The organism is Microbispora sp. ZYX-F-249, from assembly GCF_039649665.1.
Classification (GTDB): Bacteria; Actinomycetota; Actinomycetes; order Streptosporangiales; family Streptosporangiaceae; genus Microbispora; species Microbispora maris.
This window is the reverse complement of the sequence record NZ_JBDJAW010000012.1, coordinates 76,113-99,558: the sequence shown is the minus strand read 5'-3', so window position 1 is coordinate 99,558 and position 23,446 is coordinate 76,113. Positions and strand designations below refer to the sequence as shown.

Genomic DNA, 23,446 nt, shown 5'->3' with positions numbered 1-23,446 from the left:
GACGGACGAACGCTCGTGAGCAGATGAGCTCGATCAGCCGGACGTGAAGGCGTCCACCTGCCGCGTTCCTCCGACGAGCCGCGACGAGCCCTGCCGGTGAACGGGCCGCGCGCTCGAGCGCCCCTTCCCGGGAAGGACCCTTCTGTGCAAGCCATAACTGTGCGGGACCGTGAAGCCGGTCTCGCCGGGCTGTCCCTGTCGGACGTGCCCTACCCCCAAGCGGCCGGGAACGACGTCATCGTGCGAGTGCACGCCGCGGGCTTCACCCCTGGAGAGCTGGACTGGCCGACCACGTGGACCGATCGCGCAGGCCGCGACCGGACGCCGAGCGTGCCCGGGCACGAGTTGTCGGGCGTCGTCGAAGAGCTGGGGTTCGGCACGACCGGTCTGAGTGTCGGCCAGCGGGTGTTCGGCCTGGCCGACTGGACCCGCAACGGCTCGCTCGCCGAGTACACCGCGGTGGAGGCCCGCAATCTCGCGCCGCTGCCGGCGGACGTCGACCACACCCTGGCCGCCGCGGTGCCGATCTCCGGGCTGACCGCCTGGCAGGGCCTGTTCGACCACGGCCGCCTCACCGCGGGCCAGACCGTCCTGATCCATGGCGCCGCGGGCGGCGTCGGCTCGATCGCGGTACAGCTCGCCCGCGAGGCAGGCGCCCGTGTCATCGGCACTGGCCGGTCCGCCGACCGGGACAGGGTGCTCGCACTGGGCGCCGACACCTTCCTGGACCTGCAGACGGAGAAGCTGGAGAACGCCGGCGAGGCCGACGTCGTGTTCGATGTGATCGGCGGGGACGTTCTCGACCGGTCGGCCGCCCTGGTCCGGGCCGGAGGCACGCTTGTCTCCATCACCCTGCCGCCCAAGGTTCAGCCCAAGGCCGGGCGGGCGGTCTTCTTCGTGGTCGAACCCGACCGCGCCCGGCTCACCGAGCTCGCGATGCGACTGAGGGACGGCCGGCTCACGCCGGTCGTCGCCGCCGTACGGCCGCTCGCCGAGGCACCCGCCGCGTTCGCCCCCGCCACGCGCACCCGGGGCAAGACGATCATCCGCGTCACAGAAGACCGAACAGGAGACCCGTTGTGATCGGAATGCGGTTCGCCGGGGGACTGCTGGCCGTCGCCACGTTGACCGCGGCCGCGCCCCGCTCCACCTGGGACCGGCCCGCTCATGTCACGACGCCGACCGTGGCCGTGACGTCGAGGCACCCCGCCGAGACTCTCACGCCTCTGCTTCAGCAGAGCCTCCCGAATGTGAAGGGCAGGACGTTCACCTCGGCGATCGTCGACTTCCCGCCCGACGCACGAGCGAGGCCGCATCGTCACGGCACGGCGTTCGTCTACGCCTACGTCCTCGAAGGCACCGTGCGCAGCGGGCTCGCCGGCGAGCCCGCGCGCATCTACCGCCAAGGCGAGAACTGGGTTGAGCAGCCGGGCGCCCACCACGTCGTCACCGAGAACACCAGCCGGACCAAACGGGCCAAGCTCCTGGTCGTGTTCGTCTCCGACACCGGAGCCAAGCTCAAGGTCGACGACCCGAGGTCCGTACACGGTGCGGCATGACCTGATGCTCGGCATCGGCTGGTGTTTCGAGTCCTGCATCCAGCGATATAAGCGGCGAGGCTTTCATGGAGATACACCGCTTCGGGAAAATAGCGCATAGCGTGGGGATCTCGACTATCCGCTATGGGCTTGTGGTCAACCTTCTGGAGATCGGGCGGATAAAATTCGAAGACTACGAGGTGGAGAACATTCGTCCCCTCGTCACCTCCAGCCCTCCGCTCGCGTGGCTCATCGCCAGGATGGGCGAGAAGAATGTCGCCAGGCTGCTCGGCGTCACCGAAATCGTCGTGGGTTCGCTGATCGGGGCAAAACCGTTCGCGCCGCGGGCGTCAGCGCTCGGCAGCTTCGCCGCCGTCGGCATGTTCGCCACCACCCTCAGCTTCCTGGCCACGACGCGCGAGGCGTGGCAAGAGACACGCGGGGAACCGAAGCTGTCACTCACGGGGCAGTTCCTGGTGAAGGACGTCGTGCTTCTCGGAGCCTCCTTGCTGACGGCCGCGGACGCCCTGCGAGCCGCCGAGCGCCGGCGGCTCGGGACCTGACCGGGTGCCGGGCGGCGTCCCGATGAGCGTGCGGCTTTACCGCGATTTTGCGGCCCGTGCGTAACGTCGTCTTCTTCTCCGGGTATCCGGCGCTGATGAGCACCACACCCATCGCCGACCTCGCGTTGGTGTCCGATCGTCATTCCGCCGGCCTCATCGGCCGGGACGGATCGGCCGAGTGGCTGTGCTTTCCCCGATTCGACGGGCCGTCCGTCTTCGCCCGTCTGCTGGACGACGATGCCGGGCACTGGGCGATCCGCCCGGTGGTCCCGTACGAGACGACGCGCCGCTATCTCCCGCAGACGATGGTGCTGGAGACCACCTTCCGCACCGGAAGCGGCACGGTCGTTCTCACCGACGCCCTGCTCGCCGGGCCGGACGACGGCGGCCATCGGCTCGGCGTCGGTGTGCCGCACCTGCTCGCCCGACGGGTGTCCGGCCTCGGTGGCGAGGTGCCGATGGAGATCGAGTACCGGCCCCGGCCGGAGTACGGCCTGGTCTACCCGATCCTGTCCGTCGTCGAGGGCGGCGTGACCGCCCGAGGCGGCGTGGATCGGCTCGTGCTGACCACGCCTGTCCCCCTCTGTATCGGCGACTGCAGCGGGTACGGCGTGTTCACGGTGCGAGAGGGCGAGACGCGGCACTTCGCGATGCAGTGCTCGACGCCGGAGGAGACTCCCGCGCGGGTGTGGGATCAGGCGGAACTGGCGGCCCGGCTGGACGGCACGATCGTCGCCTGGCAGTCGTGGTCCGGCCTGCATCAGGCCTACGACGGCCCGTGGCGTGATCTGGTGCACCACAGCGGGCGGGTGCTGCAGGCGCTGTCCTTCCAGCCCAGCGGCGCGATCGTCGCGGCCGCCACGACGTCGCTGCCGGAATGGGCCGGCGGCGAGCGCAACTGGGACTACCGGTACACGTGGGTACGGGACGCGTCCCTGACGATGGGCGCCCTGTGGGTCGCGGCCTGCCCCGACGAGGCGAGCGAGTTCTTCGCCTTCCTGACCACCGCGGCCCCATCCCTGCACAAGGACCGCGCGCTGCAGATCATGTTCGGCGTCCGCGGCGAGCACGACCTGAGCGAGCGTACCCTGCCGCATCTGCGCGGCTGGCGCGGCAGCCGGCCGGTACGCGTCGGAAACGGCGCGTGGAACCAGCGGCAGATCGACGTGTACGGCGAGCTGCTCGATGCGGCCGTGCGCCTCGAACAACAGATCGGCGACATCGACGACGACGTCCGGCGCTTCCTCGTCGCCTGTGCCGACACCGCGGCCGGGCGCTGGAGGGAGAAGGACCAGGGCATCTGGGAGATACGCGGGGAGCCACGCGACTTCCTGTACTCCAAGCTCATGTGCTGGGTGGCGCTGGACCGCGGCATCGCCCTCGCCGGCCTCCTGCGGGCGCGGGGTCGTGTGGAGTCCTGGCGGCGGACCCGCGCCGAGATCCGCGACACTCTGCTGCGTGAGGGCTGGAACGATCGGGTGGGGGCGTTCACGCAGGCCTTCGGCTCCGAGGAGCTGGACGCCAGCGCCCTCATGGTGCCGATCACCGGTTTCCTGCCCGCCGGCGACTCGCGGGTGCTGGCCACGATCGACGCGGTCGCGGACCGGCTCACCGACGACCATGGCCTGGTCTACCGCTACCGCACCGGGGACGGCATCGACGGCCTCGCCGGTGAGGAGGGCGCCTTCCTGCTGTGCTCGTTCTGGCTGGCGCAGGCGCTCGCCATGTCCGGACAGGTCGGCCGGGCCGGGGAGGCGTTCGAGCGGGCCGCCGCGTACGCCAACGACGTGGGCCTGCTGTCGGAGGAGGTCGACCCCGGGAGCGGGGAGCTGCTCGGCAACTTCCCGCAGGCGTTCAGCCACATCGGGCTCGTCAACGCCGCCTGGGCCATCGACGAGGCCGAACGAACCGCAAGGGCCGGCGGGGCGGCCGGCGCAGGCGGCGCCTGAAACGCGCCTGAAACGCGCCTGAAACGCGCCTGAACCGCGCCGACACCTCACCCGGCGGGCGAGCAGGTGGCGCCGCTCCCCCGCCGCCCTGAACGTCGACGCGTGCGTAGACGTCGAAACCGGCCGGCGAGAAGCCGTTCTGGCTGTGCCGTGCAAGCCGCTCGCCGGCCGCCGATGCCGGTCGGCATGGCGATGACCGCCGCTTCGCGGAGACCGCCGTTCGGTGGTCACGGATCACCGAAGCCTGCGGTCCCATAGCAAGAAAGCGTGATTACAATATTACAAGTACTCGGACACTGCGGCCTTTGGGAGACACGCACATGATCGTGGAGTACATCCGCTACCGGATCGACCGGCAGGACGCCGAGGAGTTCGAAGCCGCCTACGAACGCGCCGCGGTGCCCCTGTCGGCCGCGCCGCAGTGTGTGGACTACGAATTGTCCCGCTGTGTCGAAGAGCCCGAATGGTACGTCCTTCGCATCGCCTGGACCTCCGCCGAGGACCACCTGCGGGGTTTCCGGGGCGGCGAGCACTTCGGGAGGTTCTTCTCCGAGATCAAGCCGTACGTCCGGCAGATCGAGGAGATGCGGCACTACGAACGCACCGCCGTACGCGGCACCGGCTCCTCGGTCCCGAGCCTGTACGACTGGGCGGGCGGCGCCGAGGCGTTCGAGCGGCTCACCGAGACGTTCTACGAGCAGGTGCTCAAAGACGATCTGATCGGTCCTCTTTTCGCTCATATGGATCCGGGCCACCCCAAGTACGTCGCCATGTGGCTGTCGGAAGTGTTCGGCGGCCCGTCCCGCTACACCGACGAACGCGGGGGCTACCACCACATGCTCGTCCAGCATCTCGGCAGGGCCATCACCGAACCGCAGCGCCGCCGCTGGGTCGATCTCCTGATGGACGCCGCCGACGTGGTCGGGCTGCCGGCCGATCCCGAGTTCCGCGCCGCCTTCGCGGGCTACATCGAGTGGGGCACCCGGCTCGCCTTCGCCAACTCCCAGCCGGGTGCCCGTCCCCCGCAGCAGGCTCCGGTCCCCCGCTGGGGCTGGGGCGTGGCCCCGCCCTACATCCCCGAACCGTGACCTGCCCCCGTTCCCGCCGCGCGTGGGTCGTTCACGTGCCGGGTTCGTCCTCCTCGCGTACGGTGAAGCCGCCCCGGCCGTCGAAGGTCACCGTGTGGACGGCGTCGAAGCCGTCCGACAGCCGGGGACGGCGGAGGCGTCTGGCCGTGGCGAGGACGCCGACGTCGGGCACCCGCTCGCGGCCGGTTCGCCTGGCGTTGCGGGCCAGGGACGCGGTGAGGTCGGGAGGGAACCAGTAGGCGACCACCCGGGCGCCGTTCTCCTTGGCCGTGACGACGAGCGGGCCCCACTCCTCGGGAGCGGGGTTGGTGTTGTCCACGGCCACGTCGCGCCCCTCCCCCAGCGTCTCGGCGATCACTCGCAGCTGGCGCCGCTGCCGGTGGCGCGCGTTGGGCCAGTTGTCCTTGCTGACGTGGGCGTGCGTCGCCGCCAGGCGCTGCCGGTAGAAGGTGGACTTGCCCGACGCCTGCAGCCCGACGAGCACGGCGACCTCCCGGCCCGTGCCGGCCGCGGATCGCACGCCGGGGGTCATGTCTCCTCCTCCCCCGGTATTGTCCCGCCTCCGGTCCCCGCGCCGGTTCCGTACGATCGCGGCATGGCGGAGCATGATCGGCACGACCGTGAGGGCGACGGTCCGGAGGGGACGTTCCCGTACGCGAAGGAGAATGCGCCGGCCGGTCCGGCCGGAGGGAGCTCTGCGGAGCCGGACGAGGAGGAACTGACCGGGGGTGGTGTCAACCGTGTCGTCCGGGTGGGGGGCACGGTGCGCCGGCCCGCGCGCCGGTGGACGCCGGCGGTGCACGCGCTGCTGGACCATCTGGCGGCGGCCGGGTTCGCCGGGGCGCCGAGAGCGTACGGGTGTGACGACGCGGGCCGGGAGGTGCTGGATTTCGTCCCGGGTGAGGTGCCGGACTATCCCCTGCCGGCGTACGCGATGACGGACGAGGCGCTGGCGGGTGTGGGGGCGTTGCTGCGGGACTACCACGACGCGACGGCGGGCTTCGCGCCCGCGGACGCCGCCGGGTGGTACTTTCCTCCGCGCGTTCCGGCCGAGGTGATCTGCCATGGTGACGTGGCGCCGTACAACTGCGTCTTCCGGGAGGGGCGGCCGGTGGCGTTCATCGACTTCGACACCGCGCATCCGGGGCCGCGGGTGTGGGACGTGGCCTATGCCGCCTACCGGTTCGTGCCGTTGCACGATCCCGGCCGTGACGAGAGCGCGCCCGGTGTGGAGGAGCAGGCGCGGCGGCTGCGGGTGTTCGCCGACGCCTACGGGCTCGGGGCGGCGGACCGGGAGGCGCTGGTGGAGACCGCGCGGGCGCGGCTGGACCATCTGGTCGCCCACATGCGTGCGGAGGCGGGGGCGGGTCACGAGGCGTTCGCCGCGCATGTCGCGGAGGGGCACGATCTGCTGTATCTCACCGACAGCGCGCACATGGCGCGTCATGAGGGGGTGTTCGTGGCGGCGCTTTCGCCGCAGGCGCCGGGCGGCGGGGTGGGGATGTCGGCGGGGTAGAGCGAGAGCAGTCGTTCACGCGAGGAAGTGCCGAGGATCGTCGACGCTTTGACGGCCCGGTCCGAGGGCCAGCAGAATCGCCGGGCCGAAGCGTCGACGTCTCTCGGCGTTTGATCACTTGGAGGAAAGCCGATGCCTCATTCGACGGCGTACGTGATGACCGACCGGCCCGACCGCTACATCGGGCAGCTGGTGGCGCACCTGGGTCACGACGCGGAGGCCGTGCTCGGCGGCGACGGCCGGGCGGTGATCGACCTGCGGCCGGGGCGGTGCGTGCTGCGGCCGTGCGCGGGCGGGTTCGAGATGATCGCGACGGCCGCCGGCGAGGAGGCGCTGGCCGGGGTGCGGGACGTCGTCACCGGGCACCTGCGGCGGTTCGCGACCGGTGAGGACCTCGTGGTCGACTGGTCGCCGCCGCTCGCGGGTGACGCGGTGTGGGACGTGTCCCCCGTCGTGGACGATTACCTGCTGACGCATTGCTCCCCCGCCGACGAGGTGCTGCGCGATCTGGTCGTCAGGACGCGGGAGGAGACGGGCGGCGCGGCCGGCATGCAGATCTCGCACGACGAGGGCGCCCTGCTGACGATGCTGGCGCGGATGTCGGGCGCCCGCCTGGCGGTTGAGGTGGGGGTGTTCACCGGCTACTCCTCGATCTGCATCGCCAGGGGGCTGCCGCCGGGCGGGCGGCTGCTGGCGTGCGACGTGAGCACGGAGTGGACGTCGATCGCCAGGAACTACTGGGAGCGGGCGGGCGTGGCCGACCGCATCGACCTGCGGATCGCGCCGGCGCTGGAGACGCTGCGCGCGCTCCCGGCCGAGCCGGTCGTCGGTTTCGCCTTCATCGACGCCGACAAGGTGAGCTATCCGGACTACTACGAGGAGGTGGTCACGCGGCTGTGCCCGGGCGGCCTCGTCGTGGTCGACAACGTGTTCCAGGGCGGGCGGGTGTTCGACCCGGCCTTCCAGGGGGACGCGCAGCTGGCCGTACGCCGCCTGAACGAGACGATCGCCCGTGACGAGCGGGTCGAGTCGGTGATGCTGCCGGTGCGTGACGGCATCACCATCGCCCGGCGGGTGGGCTGATGCCGAAGGGCTGACTGTCCCGTGGGGCAAGGCTTACGATCACCCCATGCCCAACATCGGTCCGTTCGAGTGGATGGTCCTCCTCGTCATCGTGATCGCGCTTCTCGGTGTGGCGCTCGCGGCCGTTCGGGCCGGTGCGCGTCCCGCCGGGCCGCTCGCGTGGCGCAGTCCGGGGCTGCTGCCGCCGGTCTCGGCCGACCTGCAGCACCGGGTGCGGGACCTGTACGCCGAGGGCAAGAAGATCGAGGCCATCAAGCTGATCCGCGAGCAGACCGGGCTGGGGCTGAAGGAGGCCAAGGACCTGGCCGAGGCCCTGGCCTCCGGACGGCCGCTTCCGGTGGCGCCGGGGCACGCGCGGCCGGATCTGGCGTCGCGGGTGCGGGAGCTGAAGGCGGCGGGGCGCGGCGAGCAGGCGGTGTTCCTGGTGCGCGGTGAGACGGGGATGGGCCAGGCGGAGGCCGAGCGGTTCGTCGAGGCGGTCGACGTCGCCGACGCGGGGGACGGCGGGGCGTAGGAGACCACCGCGCGGCGTTCGTTGTCGGTGCGTGTCGGTACGGTGTCGATCATGCTGCCCGCAGAGGTGAACAGGCTGACCGTGCAGGAGGCCGCCGACCGCTACGTGGAGCTGGTCCGGGCCAAGACGGTGACGGGCGGGTTGTCGCCCGCCACGGCCGAGGTGTACGCGCGGGACGTGGCCACGTTCGTACGGCTGGCCGGGCCGGACCGGGTGCTGGACGACCTGACCGGCGAGGACGTGGACGCGGTGCTGCTGGCCTTCGCGCGCAAGCCGGACGAGCGCAGGAAGGGCGGCGCCGAGGGGACGGACACGGGGAAAGGCACGGGGAAGAGCCCCGGGAAGAACACAGGGCAGAGCGCGGCGTCGCAGGCGAGGTTCCGCCGGTCGGTGTCGGCGTTGTTCCGGCACGCGGCGTCGGCGGGCTGGGTGCACCTGGACCCGATGGCGGCCTCGTCGGTGCGGGCGCGGGAGCGGGGCGGGCTGCGGCCGGAGCGGCGGGCGCTGACGCGGGAGCAGGCCGAGGGCCTGATCGAGGCGGCCGGCTCCCCCGTCGCGCCGCCGGTGGAGGCGGCGGGCCCGGCGGCAGGGCGCCGGCGGCGGGCCGACCAGCGGACGGAGGTGCGGGACGCGCTGGTGGTGCTGCTGCTGACCACGCTGGGGCCGCGGGTGTCGGAGCTGGTGCGGGCCAACGTGGAGGACTTCTACACCAACGACGGGGTGCGTTACTGGCGCATCTTCGGCAAGGGCGGGCGGACCCGCGACGTACCGCTGCCCGATGCGGTGGCGGCGGCGCTCGAGGCGTACCTGGCGGTGCGGGCGGGCGGCGACGGCGAGAAGGCGCTGCTGCTGTCGTGGCGGGGCAGGCGGCTGGCGCGGGGTGACGTGCAGGCGGTCATCGACCGGGTGCAGCGGCAGGTGGATCCCGGGCGGCGGCGGGCGGTGACGCCGCACGGGCTGCGGCACACGACGGCGACGCATCTGCTGGCGGACGGCACGGACATGGACGCGGTGCGGCGGGTGCTGGGGCACAGCGATCTGTCGACGCTCGGCCGTTACCGGGACGACCTGCCCGGGGAGCTGGAGGTGGCGATGGGGTCGCATCCGCTGCTGCGCCGCCGGCGCGGCCCGGCCGGGCGGGACGGTCAGGCCGGGCCGGACGCGTAGCGGGGGTTCGGGCGGGCGCGTACGGGTCGGCGCGGGATGGTGCGCGTGGCTGCCGTGAGGTGGATCTCGTGATGCGGGCCGGCGTGGGCGGGTGCGGCGGTGTGCCGGTTCACGGTTCGTCCTCCAGCCGGATCATCAGGTGGGTGACCAGCCGCTCGGGCGGGGTGGTCGCGGGGTCGGAGACGTAGACCTCGCGGAGGGGGCCGGTGGGGACGTGCCCGCGTTCGGCGCACCAGGTGAGCAGGGCGTGGGCGGTGAGCGGGACATGGTCGTAGGGGCCGAGGTGGGTGGCGGCGGCGAAGGCGCCTCCGGGCAGGATGTCGGGCCGGGCGCCGGGCACGTCCGGCAGGTCCGGCCCGGTGAGGGCGACGGCGACCGGGACGGCCTCGCCGTAGTCGAGGGGGAACAGCCCGACGAGCGCGGGCGCGGCGGTCATGGGGGCGGCCAGGAGGCGGGCGACGCAGGCGGAGGTGGCGCGGCCGATGTCCTCGGGGGTGGTGGCCAGGTCGTGGACGACGATCGCGGGCCGCGGGGGTTCGGTGACGACGGTGGCCTCGGCGGCGGGCAGGCCGGTGGCGAGGACGCGTTCGAGGGTTTTGAGTGCGCGTTTGCGGCGGGCGAGTTCGGCCTCCAGGTCCTCTTTGACCTTGGTGAGCGCGGCGGCCCCGGCGGCCTCTCCCCCGGCGTCCGCGTCGTCGTCCCGGCCGGCGGTCAGGACGGCCGCGACGACGGGCAGGGGGACGTCGAGGGAGCGCAGCAGCCCGATGGCGAGCGCGTCGCGGGCCTGGGCGGTGCGGTAGTAGCGGTATCCGCTCGCGGGGTCGATCCAGGCGGGTTCGAGCAGGCCGAGTGCCGCGTAGTGGCGCAGTTGCTTGACGCTGAGCCGGGTGAGGCGGGCGAACTGCCCGATCGGCAGGAGGTCGTTCACGTGCTCAAGAATGGCCCCTCCCGCTGTGGGAGAGTCCGGCGCTCCCGGCCTCTACCCCGTGAGGTGTCCTTGCGGCTGTCGATTCAGCCGGCCGGGTTCCAGCCGTCGGTTCCGGCCAGGTACTTCTGCGGGGTGTAGTTCGCGGCCTGGGAGTCGCTCAGCTGCGGCCGGTTGGCGTTCACCCCGGCACCGGCGCCGGTGTTCCGGTATTCGAGGAAGCGGGCGTTCTTCCAGGAGTTGCCGGACATGTCGGTCCAGGGCTGCGAGGTTTTCATGGTGGAGCTGAGGGTGGACTCCCGGTAGAGCACCTGGGCGTTGGGGCCCCAGGGCCGGCCCAGCTGGGTGGTGTTGTTCGTCGCGCCGGTGATGCGCGATTTGTAGATGAGGAAGCCGTAGGTCTTGGCGGCGTCGGTCCGCGCGGCGGTGATGGGCCCGCCGGTGCTGCGCTTTTCGTAGATGTCGCAGTCGTCGATCACGATGGTGCCGTCGCCGAAGATGAAGTCGACGGTGCCCTCGACGTAGGAGCGGGTCATGTAGGCGCGGGCGGACGCGTTGACCAGGAACGTGTCCTGGTCGCCGAGCAGCCGTACGCCGGACAGGACCGCCCGGTCGGCGTTGAGGTTGAGCGCGACGGCCTGCTGGCCGCTGCTGCCGGTGTTCTCGTCGAAGTCGTTGGAGACCGTCAGGTTGGTGAGGGCGGCGTCGTGGCCGTTGACGAACGCGGTGGCGCTGTTGAAGGTGCCGTAGGTGCCGGCGGAGTGGTTGTTGACGATCACGACGTCCCTGGCCGACCCGCCGAGGCCCTGGAGGGTGACGTACGGCTTGTTTGCCGGGATCGTGACGATCTCCCGGTAGGTGCCGGGTTTGATGGTGATGACAACGCGGCTGCCGTTGTTGGCGGGCACCGCGTCGATCGCGGCCTGGACGGTGCGGTACTTGCCCGTGCCGTCGGCGGCCACGGTGGCCGTGCCCTGCGTGCCGGCCGGGGTGAACAGCCATTGCTTGTTGGTGTTGGCGGTGCAGGTCTCCTGGATGACGGCGGCGCCGGAGGTGGTGGAGGCTCCCTTGTCGCTCAGGCAGAGTCCGCTGGCGACGCTGACGATCTGGTAGGTGCCGCTTCCCGAGGCCGCCAGCCGCCACTGCTGGTTGGCCTGGCCGTTGCCGCAGCTCCACTGCTGGATCTGCACGCCGGAGGCGGTCGAGGCGCCCGGGACGTCGAGGCACATGCCGCTGTTAGCGTTCACAATCGTGAAGACGCCGGACCCGGCCGACCTGAGGGTGAACTGCTGCCAGGCGGCGCCGGAGCAGCCCCACTGCTGCAGCAGCGCGCCGTTGCTCTTGGAGCCGGACACGACGTCCAGGCACATGCCGCTCTTGGTGACGCTGATCTGGTACGTCCCGCCGGCCGCGGGGACCGCCGCCTGCGCGGGACCCGCGTGCAAGGTGACGGCGGCCAGCGGCAGCGCCGCCACCGCGGCGGCCCGCAGTGCCGCACGCCGGAGGCTCGGGGGGCTTGCGATGGGGGGTGTGAGGTGCATCTGCGCTCCTTCGGTACGCGCGCCGAATGGACGAAGAGCGCTGCTCGCGCCGTACGGCCGCCGGCCCGGCACGAGAGCCCCCGCACCGTAGGATCAAATGCGGGAATATGTCAATCGTCCCAACTAAGTAGCCCTGTCGTCGCTGTTCAGCCGGGGTGCGCCGGATCGAAAGTTTCATCACGCGTGATCCGCTTGACCCTCACGCCGCGTGAGGCCACAGACTCGGATCCGGAAGGGAGGAGGACCCGTGGGTTACTCGGTCGGCCAGGTCGCCCGCTTCGCCGGGGTGACCGTGCGGACGCTGCACCACTACGACGAGATCGGGCTGCTGACGCCCAGCGAGCGGTCGGCGGCCGGCTACCGCCGCTACACCGAGCCGGATCTCGACCGGCTGCAGCAGGTGCTGTTCTACCGGGAGCTCGGGTTCTCCCTGGAGGAGATCGCCGTCGTCCTCGACGATCCGGGCGCCGATCCGCTGACCCACCTGCGCCGCCAGCACGAGCTGCTGCGCCGCAGGATCGGCCGGCTGGAGGAGATGGCGGCGGCGGTCCAGCGCGCGATGGAGGCGAGGAAGATGGGCATTTCCCTCACACCGGAGGAGCGGTTCGAGGTGTTCGGCGATTTCGACCCCGACCGGTACGCCGAGGAGGCGGAGGAACGCTGGGGCGGCACGGACGCCTTCGAGCAGAGCCGCCGCCGCACGGCCCGCTACACCAAGGACGACTGGCGGGCCATCACGGCGGAGGCCGGCGAGGTGCTGGAGGCGTTCGCCGCGGCCTTCGCCGCGGGGGTCCCGGCGGACGGCGAACGGGCGATGGACGTGGCCGAGCGGCACCGGGCGCACATCAGCCGCTGGTTCTACGACTGCACCTACGAGATCCACAAGGGTCTCGGGGAGATGTACGTGACCGACCCGCGCTTCGCGGCCAACTACGAGCGGGTCGCCGAAGGGCTGAGCGGCTACGTGCGCGACGCCGTCCACGCGAACGCGGCGCGGCACGCCTGACGCGCGGAGGGCCGCCGGCGATCGCTAGCGGGGCGTCCCGTCGCGCTCGCTCGTCCGGGCGAGGCGCCGGAGCTGCCCTTCGTGCACGTCGCTGACCCATTCCCAGCCGGGCCTGGCCGATGGGCCGACCCGTGGGTCGGCGGGGACGTGGCCGTCCCGCACCGCGAGCACGTACGCCCGATCCTGGTCGATCCGTGCCCCGGCCTGGCCGGGTCCGCCGACGGAACCGTGGCCCGGGACGACGACGCCGACGCCGCCCGCCACGCCCTCCAGCAGCCGCAGCGCGGCGAGGTAGTCCCCGATCGGGTCAGCGGTGCCGTCCACGGCGAGCATCGGAATCAGGACATCGGAAAGCATGTCGCCGGCGACGAGGACCCCGCGATCCTCGATCAACAGCGCCGCATGACCCGGTGCGTGCGCCTGATGCTCGATGATCCGGACCTCGGGGCCCTCCCAAGGGACGTGCGGGGTTGCGGCGGGCAGGCCGGTGATGAGGCCGAGCAGGTCCAGCGGCACCTGCCCGGCGATCTCTGTCTCCAGCAGGTGGGCGGCGATGCGGGCCTTCGCGTCCGCGTCCGGCAGCCGCTCCCGGACGACGGCCGCGCAGCGCGCCGTGCCGTACCGGGGCGCCTCGCCGAGCCGGGCGTGCCAGAGCAGGTGATCCCAGTGCGGATGCGTCGAGAAGCCCGCCACAACGGGCCGGCCCAGCTCGCGGAGGTCGTCGGCGAGGCAGCCGAGCTCGGAGCCGGTCACCCCGGGGTCGATGAGCAACACACCGTCCCGGCCCTGCACCACGACGGTGTTGCTCTGCACGAACTCGCTCTCGTGGACCAGCACGCCCTCCGCGACCTGCCTCAGCACGAGCTCGCCTCCTTCGCGTCCCGGCGGCGGGGCCATGCGTCGCGACGCCCCGCTCGGACGATCGCCGCTCCGGCTCCTCTTCCCACCAGTGATTGTATTTCGCAATCACTATCGGCGGGACGAGATGCCTGTCAAGGAGGAAGAACCAGGCCCGATCTTTCCTGTGCCCTTCTCCGTCATTCGGTGCGACCAGGAGTATGGCAATCAGCGAGACGAGACGGTCCGTATTGACTAATGGCGACCAAAAGTCCATACTCGCTCTCATCGAGACGGACCGTCTCGTCTTTATTAGCGGAGCATGCGTGACCTGTTCGCGCGGTGCGCCACGGCCCCGAACCGGCCGGCGGGAGGCGCACGGACGGCGATCAGGTGTGCGGTCATGTCTGCGCGCGGACACGAGGAGGTGGGGCGCTCTGCGCACCCCTGCCCAACTGGCACTCAACGAGGTCACCAAGCGCTACGGCAACCGCGTCGTCCTGGACCGGGTGTCGCTCACCGTGAAACCCGGCGAGCGGCTCGCAGTGATCGGCGACAACGGGTCGGGCAAGTCCACGCTGCTCAAGCTCATGGCGGCCGTCGAGCGTCCGGACAACGGCGAGCTCGTGGTCGCCGCGCCCGGCGGCATCGGATACCTGCCGCAGTCGCTCGCGCTGCCACCGCATGCCACCGTCGCCGACACCGTCGATCTGGCGCTGGCCGACCTGCGCGAGATCGAGGCCCGGATGCGAGCGGCCGAACGCTCGCTCGGCACCGCGGGCGCGGAGGAGCGCGCGGGCCTGGACGCCTACGCGGAGCTGATGGCGGAGTTCGAGGCGCGCGGCGGCTACGAGGCCGACCTGCGGGTGGAGACGGCGCTGCACGGGCTCGGGCTGCCCGGGCTCGGCCGGAGCCGCCGGCTGGGCACGCTGTCCGGTGGCGAACGCGCCAGGCTCGCCCTGGCCGCCACGCTGGCGTCCGCTCCCGAGCTGCTCCTGCTCGACGAGCCGACCAACGACCTGGACGACCAGGCCACGGCCTGGCTCGAACAACGCCTGGGCGCCCACCGGGGCACGCTTGTGGTGATCACGCACGACCGGATGTTCTTGGAGCGGGTGACCACCGCCATCGTCGAGGTGGCCGACGGGCGGGTGCGCCGCTACGGCGACGGGTATGGCGGCTATCTCGCCGCCATGGCCGCTGAACGCGCCGCGCAGGCACGGGCCCACGAGGAGTGGAAGACGGAGCTGGACCGGCATGCCACGCTGGTTGCGGCGAACGCGGGGCGGCTGGCCGTGATCCCGCGTAAGACGGCCAAGGCGGGCATGGGCACCGGCGCCTGGCGGGCGCGCTCACGTGCCCACGGGGCGGCCGGCCGCATCCGGCAGTCCCGGCAGCGGCTACGGTGGCTCACCGATCACCCGGCGGCGCCGCCGCCCGAGCCGCTGCGCTTCACCGCCGTCCCCGCGACGGCGGGCGCCGCCGCCGGGGACGAGGTGGCCGCACTCAACGGTGTGGTGGTGGCCGGGAGGCTCCGCCTGGAATCCCTGACCGTCCACGCCGGTGAGCGGGTGCTCGTCACCGGCCCGAACGGGGCGGGCAAAACCACCCTGATGCGGGTGCTGGCCGGAGAACTGCGACCGGACGAGGGCGTGGTACGCCGGGCCGGCCGGATCGGGTTCTTCCGGCAGGAAGAACCGGGCACCGGCGACACGCGGTGGGCCCTCCGGCAGGACGGGCCGGTCGGCGCGGCGTACCGGACCGTGCTGCAGGCCTACGCGCACGGGCGTCCGGGGAGCCCGGACGAGCACGCGGACGCCCTGCTCGCCCTGGGATTGTTCCGGCCGTCCGACCTGGGGCTGCGCCTGCGTGAGCTGTCCTACGGGCAGCGGCGCCGGATCGAGCTGGCGCGGCTGGTGAGCGAGCCCGTGGACCTGCTCCTGCTCGACGAGCCGACCAACCACCTGTCACCGATGCTCACGGAGCAACTGGAGGAGGCGCTTGCCTTCTACCAGGGCGCGCTGGTCGTGGTGACGCACGACCGGCGCCTGCGGGCCGGGTTCACCGGCACCCGTCTCGAACTGGCCGCGGGCGTGGCCACGCCGGCTGGACCCGCGGCGCATCCGTTCTGAGGCGGCCGGTCACGGCGACTGCGCGGGCGCAGTCGCCGTGACGTCACCGGTCCTTTGCCCACGCTCCGGCGGGGGGTGTCACAGCACGCCCGTCACAGCACGCGTGTCACAGCACGGCGGCGAGCGAGCCGGTCATCAGGCGGCGCCATCCGCCGTCCATGATGCTGCGGGCCCTGCGCTGCGACTCGCTGCCGGGATCGAAGCCCTCGTGGGTGAGGAACAGGCGGGTGCCCCGGCCTTCGGGTTCGAGCGTCCAGGTGATGGTCCAGTCGGCGCCGGCCGGGCTGGCGGGGTCGGCGTCGCGCCAGCCCAGCCGGAGCATGCGCCCGGGCTCGAAGGCCAGCACCTCGGCCTGCACGGTGCCGCTGAACCCGGTGCCGGGCATGGCGATCCCGCGCATCGTGTAGCGGTGGCCCACGCTCAGGCGGAAGTCCCCCGGCATGAACCACCGGGCGAGCAGGCCGGGGTCGGTCAGGGCCTGCCACACACGGGCCGGCGGATGCGCCAGATACTCGTCGAGGTGCAGCACGGTGGGATCGTCGGCGTCGGTCATGGCCTCTCCTCAGAATGGGCTCGGGTGCCGGTGTCGTCGGCGGTGTCGTCGGCGGTGTCGTCGAGCAGATGGCGCAGGGCGGACAGCCTGTCGCGCCAGAACCGCTCGTAGGGGTCCAGCCAGTCGCGCACGTGGGCGAGCGGGACGGGCTCCAGCCGGTAGAGGCGGCGCCTGCCGTCCCTGCGTTCGCTGACCAGGCCCGCCTGCCGCAGCACCCGCAGGTGCTCCGAGAAGCTGGGCCGGGCCATGGTGAAGCGGGAGGCGAGGTCCTGCACGGACCGGGGGCCGTCCTCGCGCAGCAGGCGCAGGATCTCGCGCCGCACGGGGCTGGCGAGCGCGGCGAAGACGGCGTCTTCCGTCGGTGACGGCCGCAGCACGGGGGCGGGGATGACATCCACGAGCCCATAATAGGTAGGAAATTTCCTACCTGTCATCTCCCGGCGCCTTCACAGCCAGGAAACGCGACGGAAACACGGCCCAGTCAAGATGAGGACTCGTGATCAGGGCCATTCTGTTCGACCTCGACGAGACCCTCTTCGACCATCGCCGGGCGGTCGCGCACGCCGCGACCCGCTGGACCGAGTCGGTCTGCCCCGGTCACGAGCTGCTGCCGGAGACGCCGGCACTGTGGCTCGACCTGGAGGACAAGCACCTGCCGGCGTGGCACGCCGGAGAGTGCTCGTTCGCCGAGCAGCGGCGCAGGCGGCTGCGGGAGTTCTGCCGCCGGCTCGGATTGCCGCAGCCGGCCGACCCCGACGCGGCGTTCGCCGCCTTCCTGACCCACTACGAGTCGGCCTGGGCCGCCTTCCCCGACGTGCACGAGACGCTGCGGGCGCTGGCGGCCCTCGGCGACGCCCCGGCGCTGGGCGTGCTGACCAACGGCCTGCCGGGGCAGCAGGAGGCGAAACTGCGCCGCATCGGCCTGATGGACCGCATGGACGTGGTCCTGACGCCCGACGCGCTCGGCGCGTTCAAACCCGCCGCCGAGTGCTACCGGCAGGCGGCGGCGAAGCTGGGCCTGCCCCCCGAGGAGGTGCTCATGGTGGGCGACAACCTCCTTCTCGACGCGGTCGCCCCCGCCCGGGCCGGGATGCACGGCGTGTGGCTCGACCGGTACCGCGCCGAGCCCGGCCCCTCCTCCCCCGCCGTCACCAGGATCACCACGCTGCGTGCTCTGCCCGGCGTGCTGGCCTCCCTGAATCGGCCTCGCGGGAGTATCGGAACGACGATCAGCGGTCGTGCGGCGGTTCTGACCCGCTGACGGCCGGAGCACGAGCGGCGGAGCCGTGCCGGCAGGGTGACCGGGCACGGCCGCCCCGGGGTCGGCATCGTCTGCCCGCACGCTGCTCCCGCTGCCCGCCCCGTCCGTACCGGGCCGCGCGAAGCCCGCACAAGGGGCGGGCCCCGGCCTGCCGGCAGGCCGGGAGGTCCGGAACTCGCGGACTTGGCTAAGGTGGTTCTCGCTCCCCAGACCGGGCGGCCCCGCACCTGACAGGGGCGCCCTGGCAGTACGCCCTTCAGCAGTGCCCTCTTCCGCGCGCTGACCGGCGTTTTCAATAGGAGCGGTCACATCACCGGGCCCCGATCAAGGAGCGATCCTTCATGCGTGTACACGCCTATGCCGCGCCGGCCGCCGCCGAGCCGCTCACCCCCACGGTCATCGAACGGCGTGACGTCGGCCCCGACGACGTGCTCATCGAGATCAAGTACGCCGGCATCTGCCATTCCGACATCCACACCGTCAACGGCGAGTGGGGGCCCCAGGCCTATCCCCTTGTTCCCGGCCACGAGATCGTCGGCATCGTCGCCGAGGTCGGCGCCGACGTCACCCGGCACCGGGTCGGTGACCGCGTCGGAGTCGGCTGCATGGTCAACTCCTGCGGCCGGTGCGCCAACTGCCTCCGGGGCGACGAGCAGTACTGCGCGGACGGGTCGGTGCCCACCTACGGAGGCGTGGACCGGGACGGCACCATCACCCAGGGCGGCTACAGCACCCACGTCGTCGTCGACACCGGCTTCGTCCTGTCGGTGCCCGAGGGACTCGACCTGGCCGCCGCGGCGCCGCTGCTGTGCGCCGGCATCACCACCTACGCGCCACTGCGCCGCTGGGGAGCCGGCCCGGGCAGGAAGGTCGCCGTCGTCGGCCTCGGCGGGCTGGGCCACATGGCCGTCAAGCTCGGCCACGCCATGGGCGCCGAGGTCACCGTGCTGTCGCAGTCGCTGAAGAAGCAGGAGGACGGCCTGCGGCTCGGGGCCGCCCACTACCACGCCACCAGCGACCCCGACACCTTCGAGCTGCTCGCCGGCCGGTTCGATCTGATCGTCAACACGGTCAGCGCTCCCATCGACGTCGACGCCTACCTCCGCCTGCTCGCCGTCGACGGCACCCTGGTCAACGTCGGCGCCCCCGCCGAGCCGCTGAGCCTGAACGTGTTCTCCCTCATCAGCGCCCGGCGCTCCTACGCCGGCTCGATGATCGGCGGCATCGCCCAGACGCAGGAGATGCTCGACTTCTGCGCGGAACACGGCATCGGCGCCGACATCGAGCTGATCCCGGCGGAGCAGATCAACGACGCCTACCGGCGTGTCCTGGCCTCCGACGTCCGCTACCGGTTCGTCATCGACACCGCCACCCTGGGCTGACGAGCGGCGCTACCCGTGACGCGTTCGGCCGTACGGGCGGTCAGGCGCGGAGAGCGGCGGCGGCGACGCGGCGGCGGGCGAAGCCGAGCCGTTCGTAGACGGCGAAGGCCGCCTGGTTCCAGTCGTCCACCATCAGCGCCGCGCGGCCGTGCTCGGCGATCAGCGCGGACGCCACGAACCGGCACACCCGCTCCCCCAGCCCGCGTCCCCGCGCCGGTGCGGCGGTCGCGACACCGGCGAGCAGGCCCACCGTCGGGGCGGACCACGCGTCGGCCGCGACCGCCAGCAGGGCCCCCGAACCGTCCCGCACCCCGGCCCACCGGCGTACGCGCGGCAGCCCCGGCACGGCGTAGGAGCCGGGGCTGGCGGTGGCGAGCAGGGCGGTCACCTCCGGCGCGGCGGAGTCCGCCAGCCAGGCGGGCGGCCGCTCCCCGCCCGCGGTCTCCTCCCGCGGCGGGGCGAGCTTCTCGGTGCCCATCCAGGAGAAGTGCGCCTCGAGCTTCAGCTCCGGCACGGCCTCGGCGACCCCTTCGATGAGCGCGGCGTCGCCGAGGGGCCGGTAGGACGGCCCGGCCTGGGCGAGGGCGTGCCGCACAAGCGGGACGACCCGGCCGGGTGCGCCCCGCACCACCAGGCGGTCGCGCCGGGAGGCCTGAGGGCTCGTCACCGCCACCGCGTCGCCGTACGCCCAGGCGCGCACGCCGGGCCGCATGCCCTGCGCCGCCCAGACGACGAGGTCGTCGTCGCCGGAGGCGGCGACGACCTCGGCCTCGCTCACCAGTTCACGCACGGGTGTTCCCTACAGGATCGCACCCGGGACGTAGGCGGCGTCGCCGGGATGGCGCGCGGTGATCTCGCCGATCCGCGCGGTCACGGCCGCCACCTGACCGGCGGCCGCGCCGGCGAAGGAGGCACGGTCGGCCAGCAGCGCGTCGAGCTCGGCCCGGCCGAGGGGGAAGCGCTCGTCGGCGGCCAGCCGGTCGAGCAGCTCGTTTCCCGCGCCGCGCGAGCGCATGGCCAGCGCCGAGGCGACCGCGTGCTCCTTGATGATCTCGTGGGCGGTCTCGCGGCCCACCCCGGCCCGCACCGCCGCCATCAGCATCTTGGTCGTGGCGAGGAACGGCAGGTAGCGGCCCAGCTCGGCCTCGATGACCGCGGGGAACGCGCCGAACTCGTCGAGCACGGTCAGCATGGTCTCCACCAGGCCGTCGAAGGCGAAGAACGCGTCGGGCAGGGCGACCCGGCGGACGACCGAGCAGGACACGTCGCCCTCGTTCCACTGGTCGCCGGCGAGCTCCCCGGCCATGGAGGCGTACCCGCGCAGGATCACGGTGAGGCCGTTGACCCGCTCGCAGGAGCGGGTGTTCATCTTGTGCGGCATCGCCGACGAGCCGACCTGGCCCTCCTTGAAGCCCTCGGTGACCAGCTCGTGCCCGGCCATCAGGCGGATGGTCTTGGCCAGGGAGGAGGGGGCGGCGGCCAGCTGCACCAGCGCGGTCAGCACGTCGTAGTCGAGCGAGCGGGGGTAGACCTGGCCGACGCTGGTGAAACGACGGGCGAACCCGAGGTGCGCGGCGACGCGGTCCTCCAGCGCGGCCAGCCGGTCCTCACCGCCGAGCAGGTCGAGCATGTCCTGGGCGGTCCCGACCGGGCCCTTGACGCCGCGCAGCGGGTAGCGGCCCAGCAGGTCCTCCAGCCGCTCGTAGGCCACCAGCAGTTCGTCGGCGGCGGTGGCGAAGCGCTTGCCGAGCGTGGTCGCCTGCGCGGCGACGTTGTGCGAGCGCCCGGCCATGACGGTCGCGGAGTGCTCGGCGGCCAGGCGGCCCAGGCGGGCCAGCAGCGCCACGACCCGGCCGCGCACCAGCAGCAGGCTGTCGCGGATCTGCAGCTGCTCGACGTTCTCGGTCAGGTCGCGGGAGGTCATGCCCTTGTGGACGTGCTCGTGCCCCGCCAGGGCATTGAACTCCTCGATGCGGGCCTTCACGTCGTGCCGGGTGACCTTCTCCCGCTCGGCGATGGAGGCCAGGTCGACCTGCTCGACGACCTTCTCGTAGTCGGCGATCGCCTGCTCGGGCACCTCGATCCCGAGGTCGGCCTGGGCCTTCACGACGGCGAGCCAGAGCCTGCGCTCCAGCACCACCTTGTGCTCGGGGGACCACAGGCGGGCCAGCTCCGGCGAGGCGTAACGGGCGGCCAGGACATTCGGGATACGCGGCTTGGCATTCACGTTGGCCCAGTCTATTGAGCCCGCGACGCCCGGCCGTGCGCAGGTGCCGGGCCACGCATCCGCGCACGCCGGCGCGTCACCGGACGTCGCTGCCGACGGGCCGGGCGCCGGGCTCGGCCGCCCGCTGCCGCGCGCCCCGGCCGCGCAGGCGGTCCATCTCACGCCACTGCGGCAGCAGCGCGGCCAGGTTGGTGGTCAGGAAGTACGCGGCGCCGGCGATCAGCAGCGCCGGGACGAGCCCCGACGTGACCACGACCGCTCCCGCGATCAGCCCGCCGAGGGGGATGCCCGCCCACGCCATCGAGTCGCCCAGGGCGTTGACGCGGCCGCGCAGGCCGGGCGGCACCCGTTCGAAGGCGATCGCCCCCAGGATCGGGTTGAGGAAGCCGCCGCCGGCCCCGCTTCCGGCGAACACCGCCAGGACCACCCACATCGGCGCGTCGGCCGCGAGGACCAGGAACCGCGGCGCTCCGGCGAGCAGGAACCCCGCGAAGAACACCACCCGGCGCGGCATCCGGTGCGCGACGGCCGCGGCGACCAGGCTGCCGGCGACCGCGGCGGCGCTCCACACGCCGTTGCTCAGGCCGATCGCGGTCGGGCCGTTGCCGGACCGCTGGGCCCACACGGGCAGCAGGACGGTGTTGAACGCCGCGTCCAGCAGGTTGGTGATCCCGACCATGACGATGACGGTGAGCAGCAGCGGCTCCCCCCGCAGGAAGGCGAAGCCCTCGCCGAAACGCCGCCAGTAGCCGGAGGCGGGCGAAGCCCGTTCCGCCTCCGCGGGGCGTCCCATGCCGCGCGGCAGGGCGAGCGCGATGATCAGGGACCCGAGGGCGAAGCACACGGCGTTGAGGACCAGGCCGGTCAGCGGTCCCAGCAACGCCACCATGAAGCCGCCGGCCGCCGGTCCGAGGGTCGAGGCCAGCCGCTCGGTCACGCCGGACAGGCCGGTGGCCCGCTCCAGCGGCACGCCGGCGCGCTCGGCCGCCTCCGGGACCATGATCTCCTTGGCCAGGTCGCCGGGGCCGCGTACGGCGCCGATGACCGCGACCAGGGCGAGCAGCACCGGGAAGGACAGCAGGCCCGTCGCGTGCAGCAGGGGCACGGCGCCGGCGGCGGCCGCGCTGGCCGCGTCGGTGCTCCAGGAGATCACCCGCGGTCCGGCCCGGTCCACCAGCGGCCCGGTCAGCGCCTTGACCACCACGTAGGGAGTCATCTCACAGAAGGCCACCAGCCCGGTCTGGGTGGCGCTGCCGGTCGTGACCAGGACGAACCACGGCAGTGCGATGGCCGACACGCGGGTGCCGGTCAGCGCGACCGCCATGGCCGCCAGCAGCCCGCCCAGTGGGCGCAGCCCGCCGACGCGGGACGGAGCGGCGGTGATCGTGTCCTCCCCCGTCATCGCTCGTCGTCTTCCGGCGCGGCGGACGTGTCCAGCTCGGGCAATATGTGCACGATCACCGTCACGCGTTCGGCGTCCGCCGGGGCGCCACCCGCCTCCGGGGTGTCCCTGCGGTGCCGGGTGACGACCGCCCACAACTCCTCCCGCAGGGCGGTGGCCTCCTGCGGGGTCAGCCGCAGCCCCCAGTCGCTCATGTCGGTCGCGTCCCGCCACGCGGGCGGCATCGTCTGGAGCTCGTTGATCGCCCGCTGGACGCGCAGGGTGTGGGTGGCGGCGACCGACTGCAGGTACGCCAGCGTCGCCTCGGGCTCCCGCTCGATCAGGTCCGGGTCGTTGAGCCAGGTCGACATGTGGGCCGCGCGCCACCAGCGCTCGCGGGCGTTCCCGCGCCCGGTGTCCTCCTCGACGAAGCCCGCGGCGGCGAGCCGGCGCAGGTGGTAGCTGGCCGCGCCGGAGTTGATGTTCAGCAGCTCGGCGAGCCGGGTGGCCGTCGACGGGCCGTGCTTGCGCAGCAGGCCCACCACCTGCACCCGCACCGGATGCGCGAGCGCGCGCAGCCCCTTCGCGTCCAGGACGACCGCGTCCTGCGCGGCCGGAGAGTAAGGCGTCTCAGCATGATCGGGCATGCCACCACAATAAACCGCAAACAGTTCTTCGCAAACATCTCTTCGCGGTTGAGTCCGCCCTTACGGCGTCCCGGCGTCCCCCGACGTCCCCAGACGTCCCGGGCGGCCACGATGCGGGAGACGCCGGCGCGGCCGA

23 protein-coding genes are annotated in these 23,446 nt (G+C 72.5%); 13 read left to right on the top strand and 10 right to left on the bottom strand.

All coding sequences use genetic code 11. The annotated features are described in order from the left end of the window. Nucleotides 1–144 precede the first annotated feature (144 nt). From AAH991_RS16700 to AAH991_RS16680, 5 genes are all read left to right on the top strand, one after another. Nucleotides 145–1,083 carry an NADP-dependent oxidoreductase gene (locus AAH991_RS16700; RefSeq protein WP_346226743.1) on the top strand — a complete coding sequence of 313 codons (939 nt, stop codon included), beginning with the start codon at nt 145–147 and terminating at the stop codon, nt 1,081–1,083. Nucleotides 1,084–1,088: 5 nt separating this feature from the next. Further along, nucleotides 1,089–1,559, top strand: a complete 471-nt coding sequence (locus AAH991_RS16695; protein ID WP_346226842.1) for a cupin domain-containing protein — start codon at nt 1,089–1,091, stop codon at nt 1,557–1,559. 101 nt (nt 1,560–1,660) lie between these two features. Continuing rightward, nucleotides 1,661–2,101, top strand: a complete 441-nt coding sequence (locus AAH991_RS16690) for a YkgB family protein (protein ID WP_346226742.1) — start codon at nt 1,661–1,663, stop codon at nt 2,099–2,101. Between the two features lie 56 nt (nt 2,102–2,157). Further along, complete coding sequence (locus tag AAH991_RS16685) at nt 2,158–4,050, top strand: glycoside hydrolase family 15 protein (protein WP_346226741.1); 1,893 nt, start codon at nt 2,158–2,160, stop codon at nt 4,048–4,050. Between the two features lie 305 nt (nt 4,051–4,355). Continuing rightward, nucleotides 4,356–5,138 (top strand): group II truncated hemoglobin, encoded by a 783-nt coding sequence (locus AAH991_RS16680; RefSeq protein WP_346226740.1) that lies wholly within the window; start codon nt 4,356–4,358, stop codon nt 5,136–5,138. A 31-nt stretch (nt 5,139–5,169) separates the two neighbouring features. On the opposite strand, the gene AAH991_RS16675 is transcribed toward AAH991_RS16680, so the two are convergent. Then, nucleotides 5,170–5,670 (bottom strand): AAA family ATPase, encoded by a 501-nt coding sequence (locus AAH991_RS16675; RefSeq protein WP_346226739.1) that lies wholly within the window; start codon nt 5,668–5,670, stop codon nt 5,170–5,172. 63 nt (nt 5,671–5,733) lie between these two features. On the opposite strand from AAH991_RS16675, the gene AAH991_RS16670 reads away from it, so the two are divergent. The 4 genes from AAH991_RS16670 (at nt 5,734) to AAH991_RS16655 (ending at nt 9,418) form a co-directional block, all read left to right on the top strand. After that, nucleotides 5,734–6,654, top strand: a complete 921-nt coding sequence (locus AAH991_RS16670) for a phosphotransferase enzyme family protein (RefSeq protein ID WP_346226738.1) — start codon at nt 5,734–5,736, stop codon at nt 6,652–6,654. Nucleotides 6,655–6,786: 132 nt separating this feature from the next. Next, on the top strand, nt 6,787–7,737 hold the full coding sequence (locus AAH991_RS16665; RefSeq protein WP_346226737.1) for a DUF2218 domain-containing protein: 951 nt from the start codon (nt 6,787–6,789) through the stop codon (nt 7,735–7,737). A 46-nt stretch (nt 7,738–7,783) separates the two neighbouring features. Beyond that, a complete protein-coding gene (locus AAH991_RS16660) occupies nt 7,784–8,251 on the top strand; it encodes a ribosomal protein L7/L12 (RefSeq protein ID WP_346226736.1) in 468 nt (155 codons plus the stop codon). A 51-nt stretch (nt 8,252–8,302) separates the two neighbouring features. Continuing rightward, entirely contained in the window at nt 8,303–9,418 is a 1,116-nt protein-coding gene (locus AAH991_RS16655) for a tyrosine-type recombinase/integrase (protein ID WP_346226735.1), read from the top strand. A gap of 109 nt (nt 9,419–9,527) precedes the next feature. Here the strand turns inward: AAH991_RS16655 and AAH991_RS16650 are convergent, their stop codons facing one another. Both AAH991_RS16650 and AAH991_RS16645 read right to left on the bottom strand, forming a co-directional pair. Continuing rightward, entirely contained in the window at nt 9,528–10,346 is an 819-nt protein-coding gene (locus tag AAH991_RS16650) for a MerR family transcriptional regulator (RefSeq protein ID WP_346226734.1), read from the bottom strand. A gap of 83 nt (nt 10,347–10,429) precedes the next feature. Continuing rightward, a complete protein-coding gene (locus AAH991_RS16645) occupies nt 10,430–11,884 on the bottom strand; it encodes a pectinesterase family protein (protein ID WP_346226733.1) in 1,455 nt (484 codons plus the stop codon). A gap of 247 nt (nt 11,885–12,131) precedes the next feature. Between AAH991_RS16645 and AAH991_RS16640 the strand changes: the two genes are divergently transcribed. Beyond that, complete coding sequence (locus AAH991_RS16640) at nt 12,132–12,890, top strand: MerR family transcriptional regulator (protein WP_346226732.1); 759 nt, start codon at nt 12,132–12,134, stop codon at nt 12,888–12,890. A gap of 24 nt (nt 12,891–12,914) precedes the next feature. Here AAH991_RS16640 and AAH991_RS16635 read toward each other — a convergent pair whose 3' ends face one another. Beyond that, complete coding sequence (locus AAH991_RS16635) at nt 12,915–13,751, bottom strand: MBL fold metallo-hydrolase (RefSeq protein WP_346226731.1); 837 nt, start codon at nt 13,749–13,751, stop codon at nt 12,915–12,917. 413 nt (nt 13,752–14,164) lie between these two features. Between AAH991_RS16635 and abc-f the strand changes: the two genes are divergently transcribed. Beyond that, entirely contained in the window at nt 14,165–15,859 is a 1,695-nt protein-coding gene (gene abc-f, locus AAH991_RS16630; protein WP_428833997.1) for a ribosomal protection-like ABC-F family protein, read from the top strand. A 106-nt stretch (nt 15,860–15,965) separates the two neighbouring features. Here abc-f and AAH991_RS16625 read toward each other — a convergent pair whose 3' ends face one another. Both AAH991_RS16625 and AAH991_RS16620 read right to left on the bottom strand, forming a co-directional pair. Then, the gene (locus tag AAH991_RS16625; RefSeq protein ID WP_346226729.1) at nt 15,966–16,412 is read right to left on the bottom strand and encodes an SRPBCC family protein; all 447 of its coding nucleotides are present in this window, start codon (nt 16,410–16,412) and stop codon (nt 15,966–15,968) included. Further along, nucleotides 16,409–16,810: a metalloregulator ArsR/SmtB family transcription factor gene (locus AAH991_RS16620; RefSeq protein ID WP_346226728.1), complete on the bottom strand. Its 402-nt coding sequence runs from the start codon at nt 16,808–16,810 to the stop codon at nt 16,409–16,411. Before AAH991_RS16620 ends, AAH991_RS16625 begins: the two co-directional genes overlap by 4 nt. A 98-nt stretch (nt 16,811–16,908) precedes the next feature. On the opposite strand from AAH991_RS16620, the gene AAH991_RS16615 reads away from it, so the two are divergent. Together AAH991_RS16615 and AAH991_RS16610 are read left to right on the top strand one after the other, a co-directional pair. After that, nucleotides 16,909–17,673 (top strand): HAD family hydrolase, encoded by a 765-nt coding sequence (locus AAH991_RS16615; protein WP_346226727.1) that lies wholly within the window; start codon nt 16,909–16,911, stop codon nt 17,671–17,673. A gap of 341 nt (nt 17,674–18,014) precedes the next feature. After that, the gene (locus AAH991_RS16610; RefSeq protein ID WP_346226726.1) at nt 18,015–19,055 is read left to right on the top strand and encodes an NAD(P)-dependent alcohol dehydrogenase; all 1,041 of its coding nucleotides are present in this window, start codon (nt 18,015–18,017) and stop codon (nt 19,053–19,055) included. Nucleotides 19,056–19,095: 40 nt separating this feature from the next. Here the strand turns inward: AAH991_RS16610 and AAH991_RS16605 are convergent, their stop codons facing one another. From AAH991_RS16605 to AAH991_RS16590, 4 genes are all read right to left on the bottom strand, one after another. Then, complete coding sequence (locus AAH991_RS16605) at nt 19,096–19,845, bottom strand: GNAT family N-acetyltransferase (RefSeq protein WP_346226725.1); 750 nt, start codon at nt 19,843–19,845, stop codon at nt 19,096–19,098. Nucleotides 19,846–19,854: 9 nt separating this feature from the next. Next, nucleotides 19,855–21,282, bottom strand: a complete 1,428-nt coding sequence (purB, locus tag AAH991_RS16600; protein ID WP_346226724.1) for an adenylosuccinate lyase — start codon at nt 21,280–21,282, stop codon at nt 19,855–19,857. Nucleotides 21,283–21,358: 76 nt separating this feature from the next. Beyond that, nucleotides 21,359–22,684, bottom strand: coding sequence for an MFS transporter (locus AAH991_RS16595; RefSeq protein ID WP_346226723.1), 1,326 nt, complete (start codon nt 22,682–22,684; stop codon nt 21,359–21,361). Then, the gene (locus AAH991_RS16590; RefSeq protein WP_346226722.1) at nt 22,681–23,310 is read right to left on the bottom strand and encodes an ArsR/SmtB family transcription factor; all 630 of its coding nucleotides are present in this window, start codon (nt 23,308–23,310) and stop codon (nt 22,681–22,683) included. Before AAH991_RS16590 ends, AAH991_RS16595 begins: the two co-directional genes overlap by 4 nt. Between the last annotated feature and the right edge of the window lie 136 nt (nt 23,311–23,446).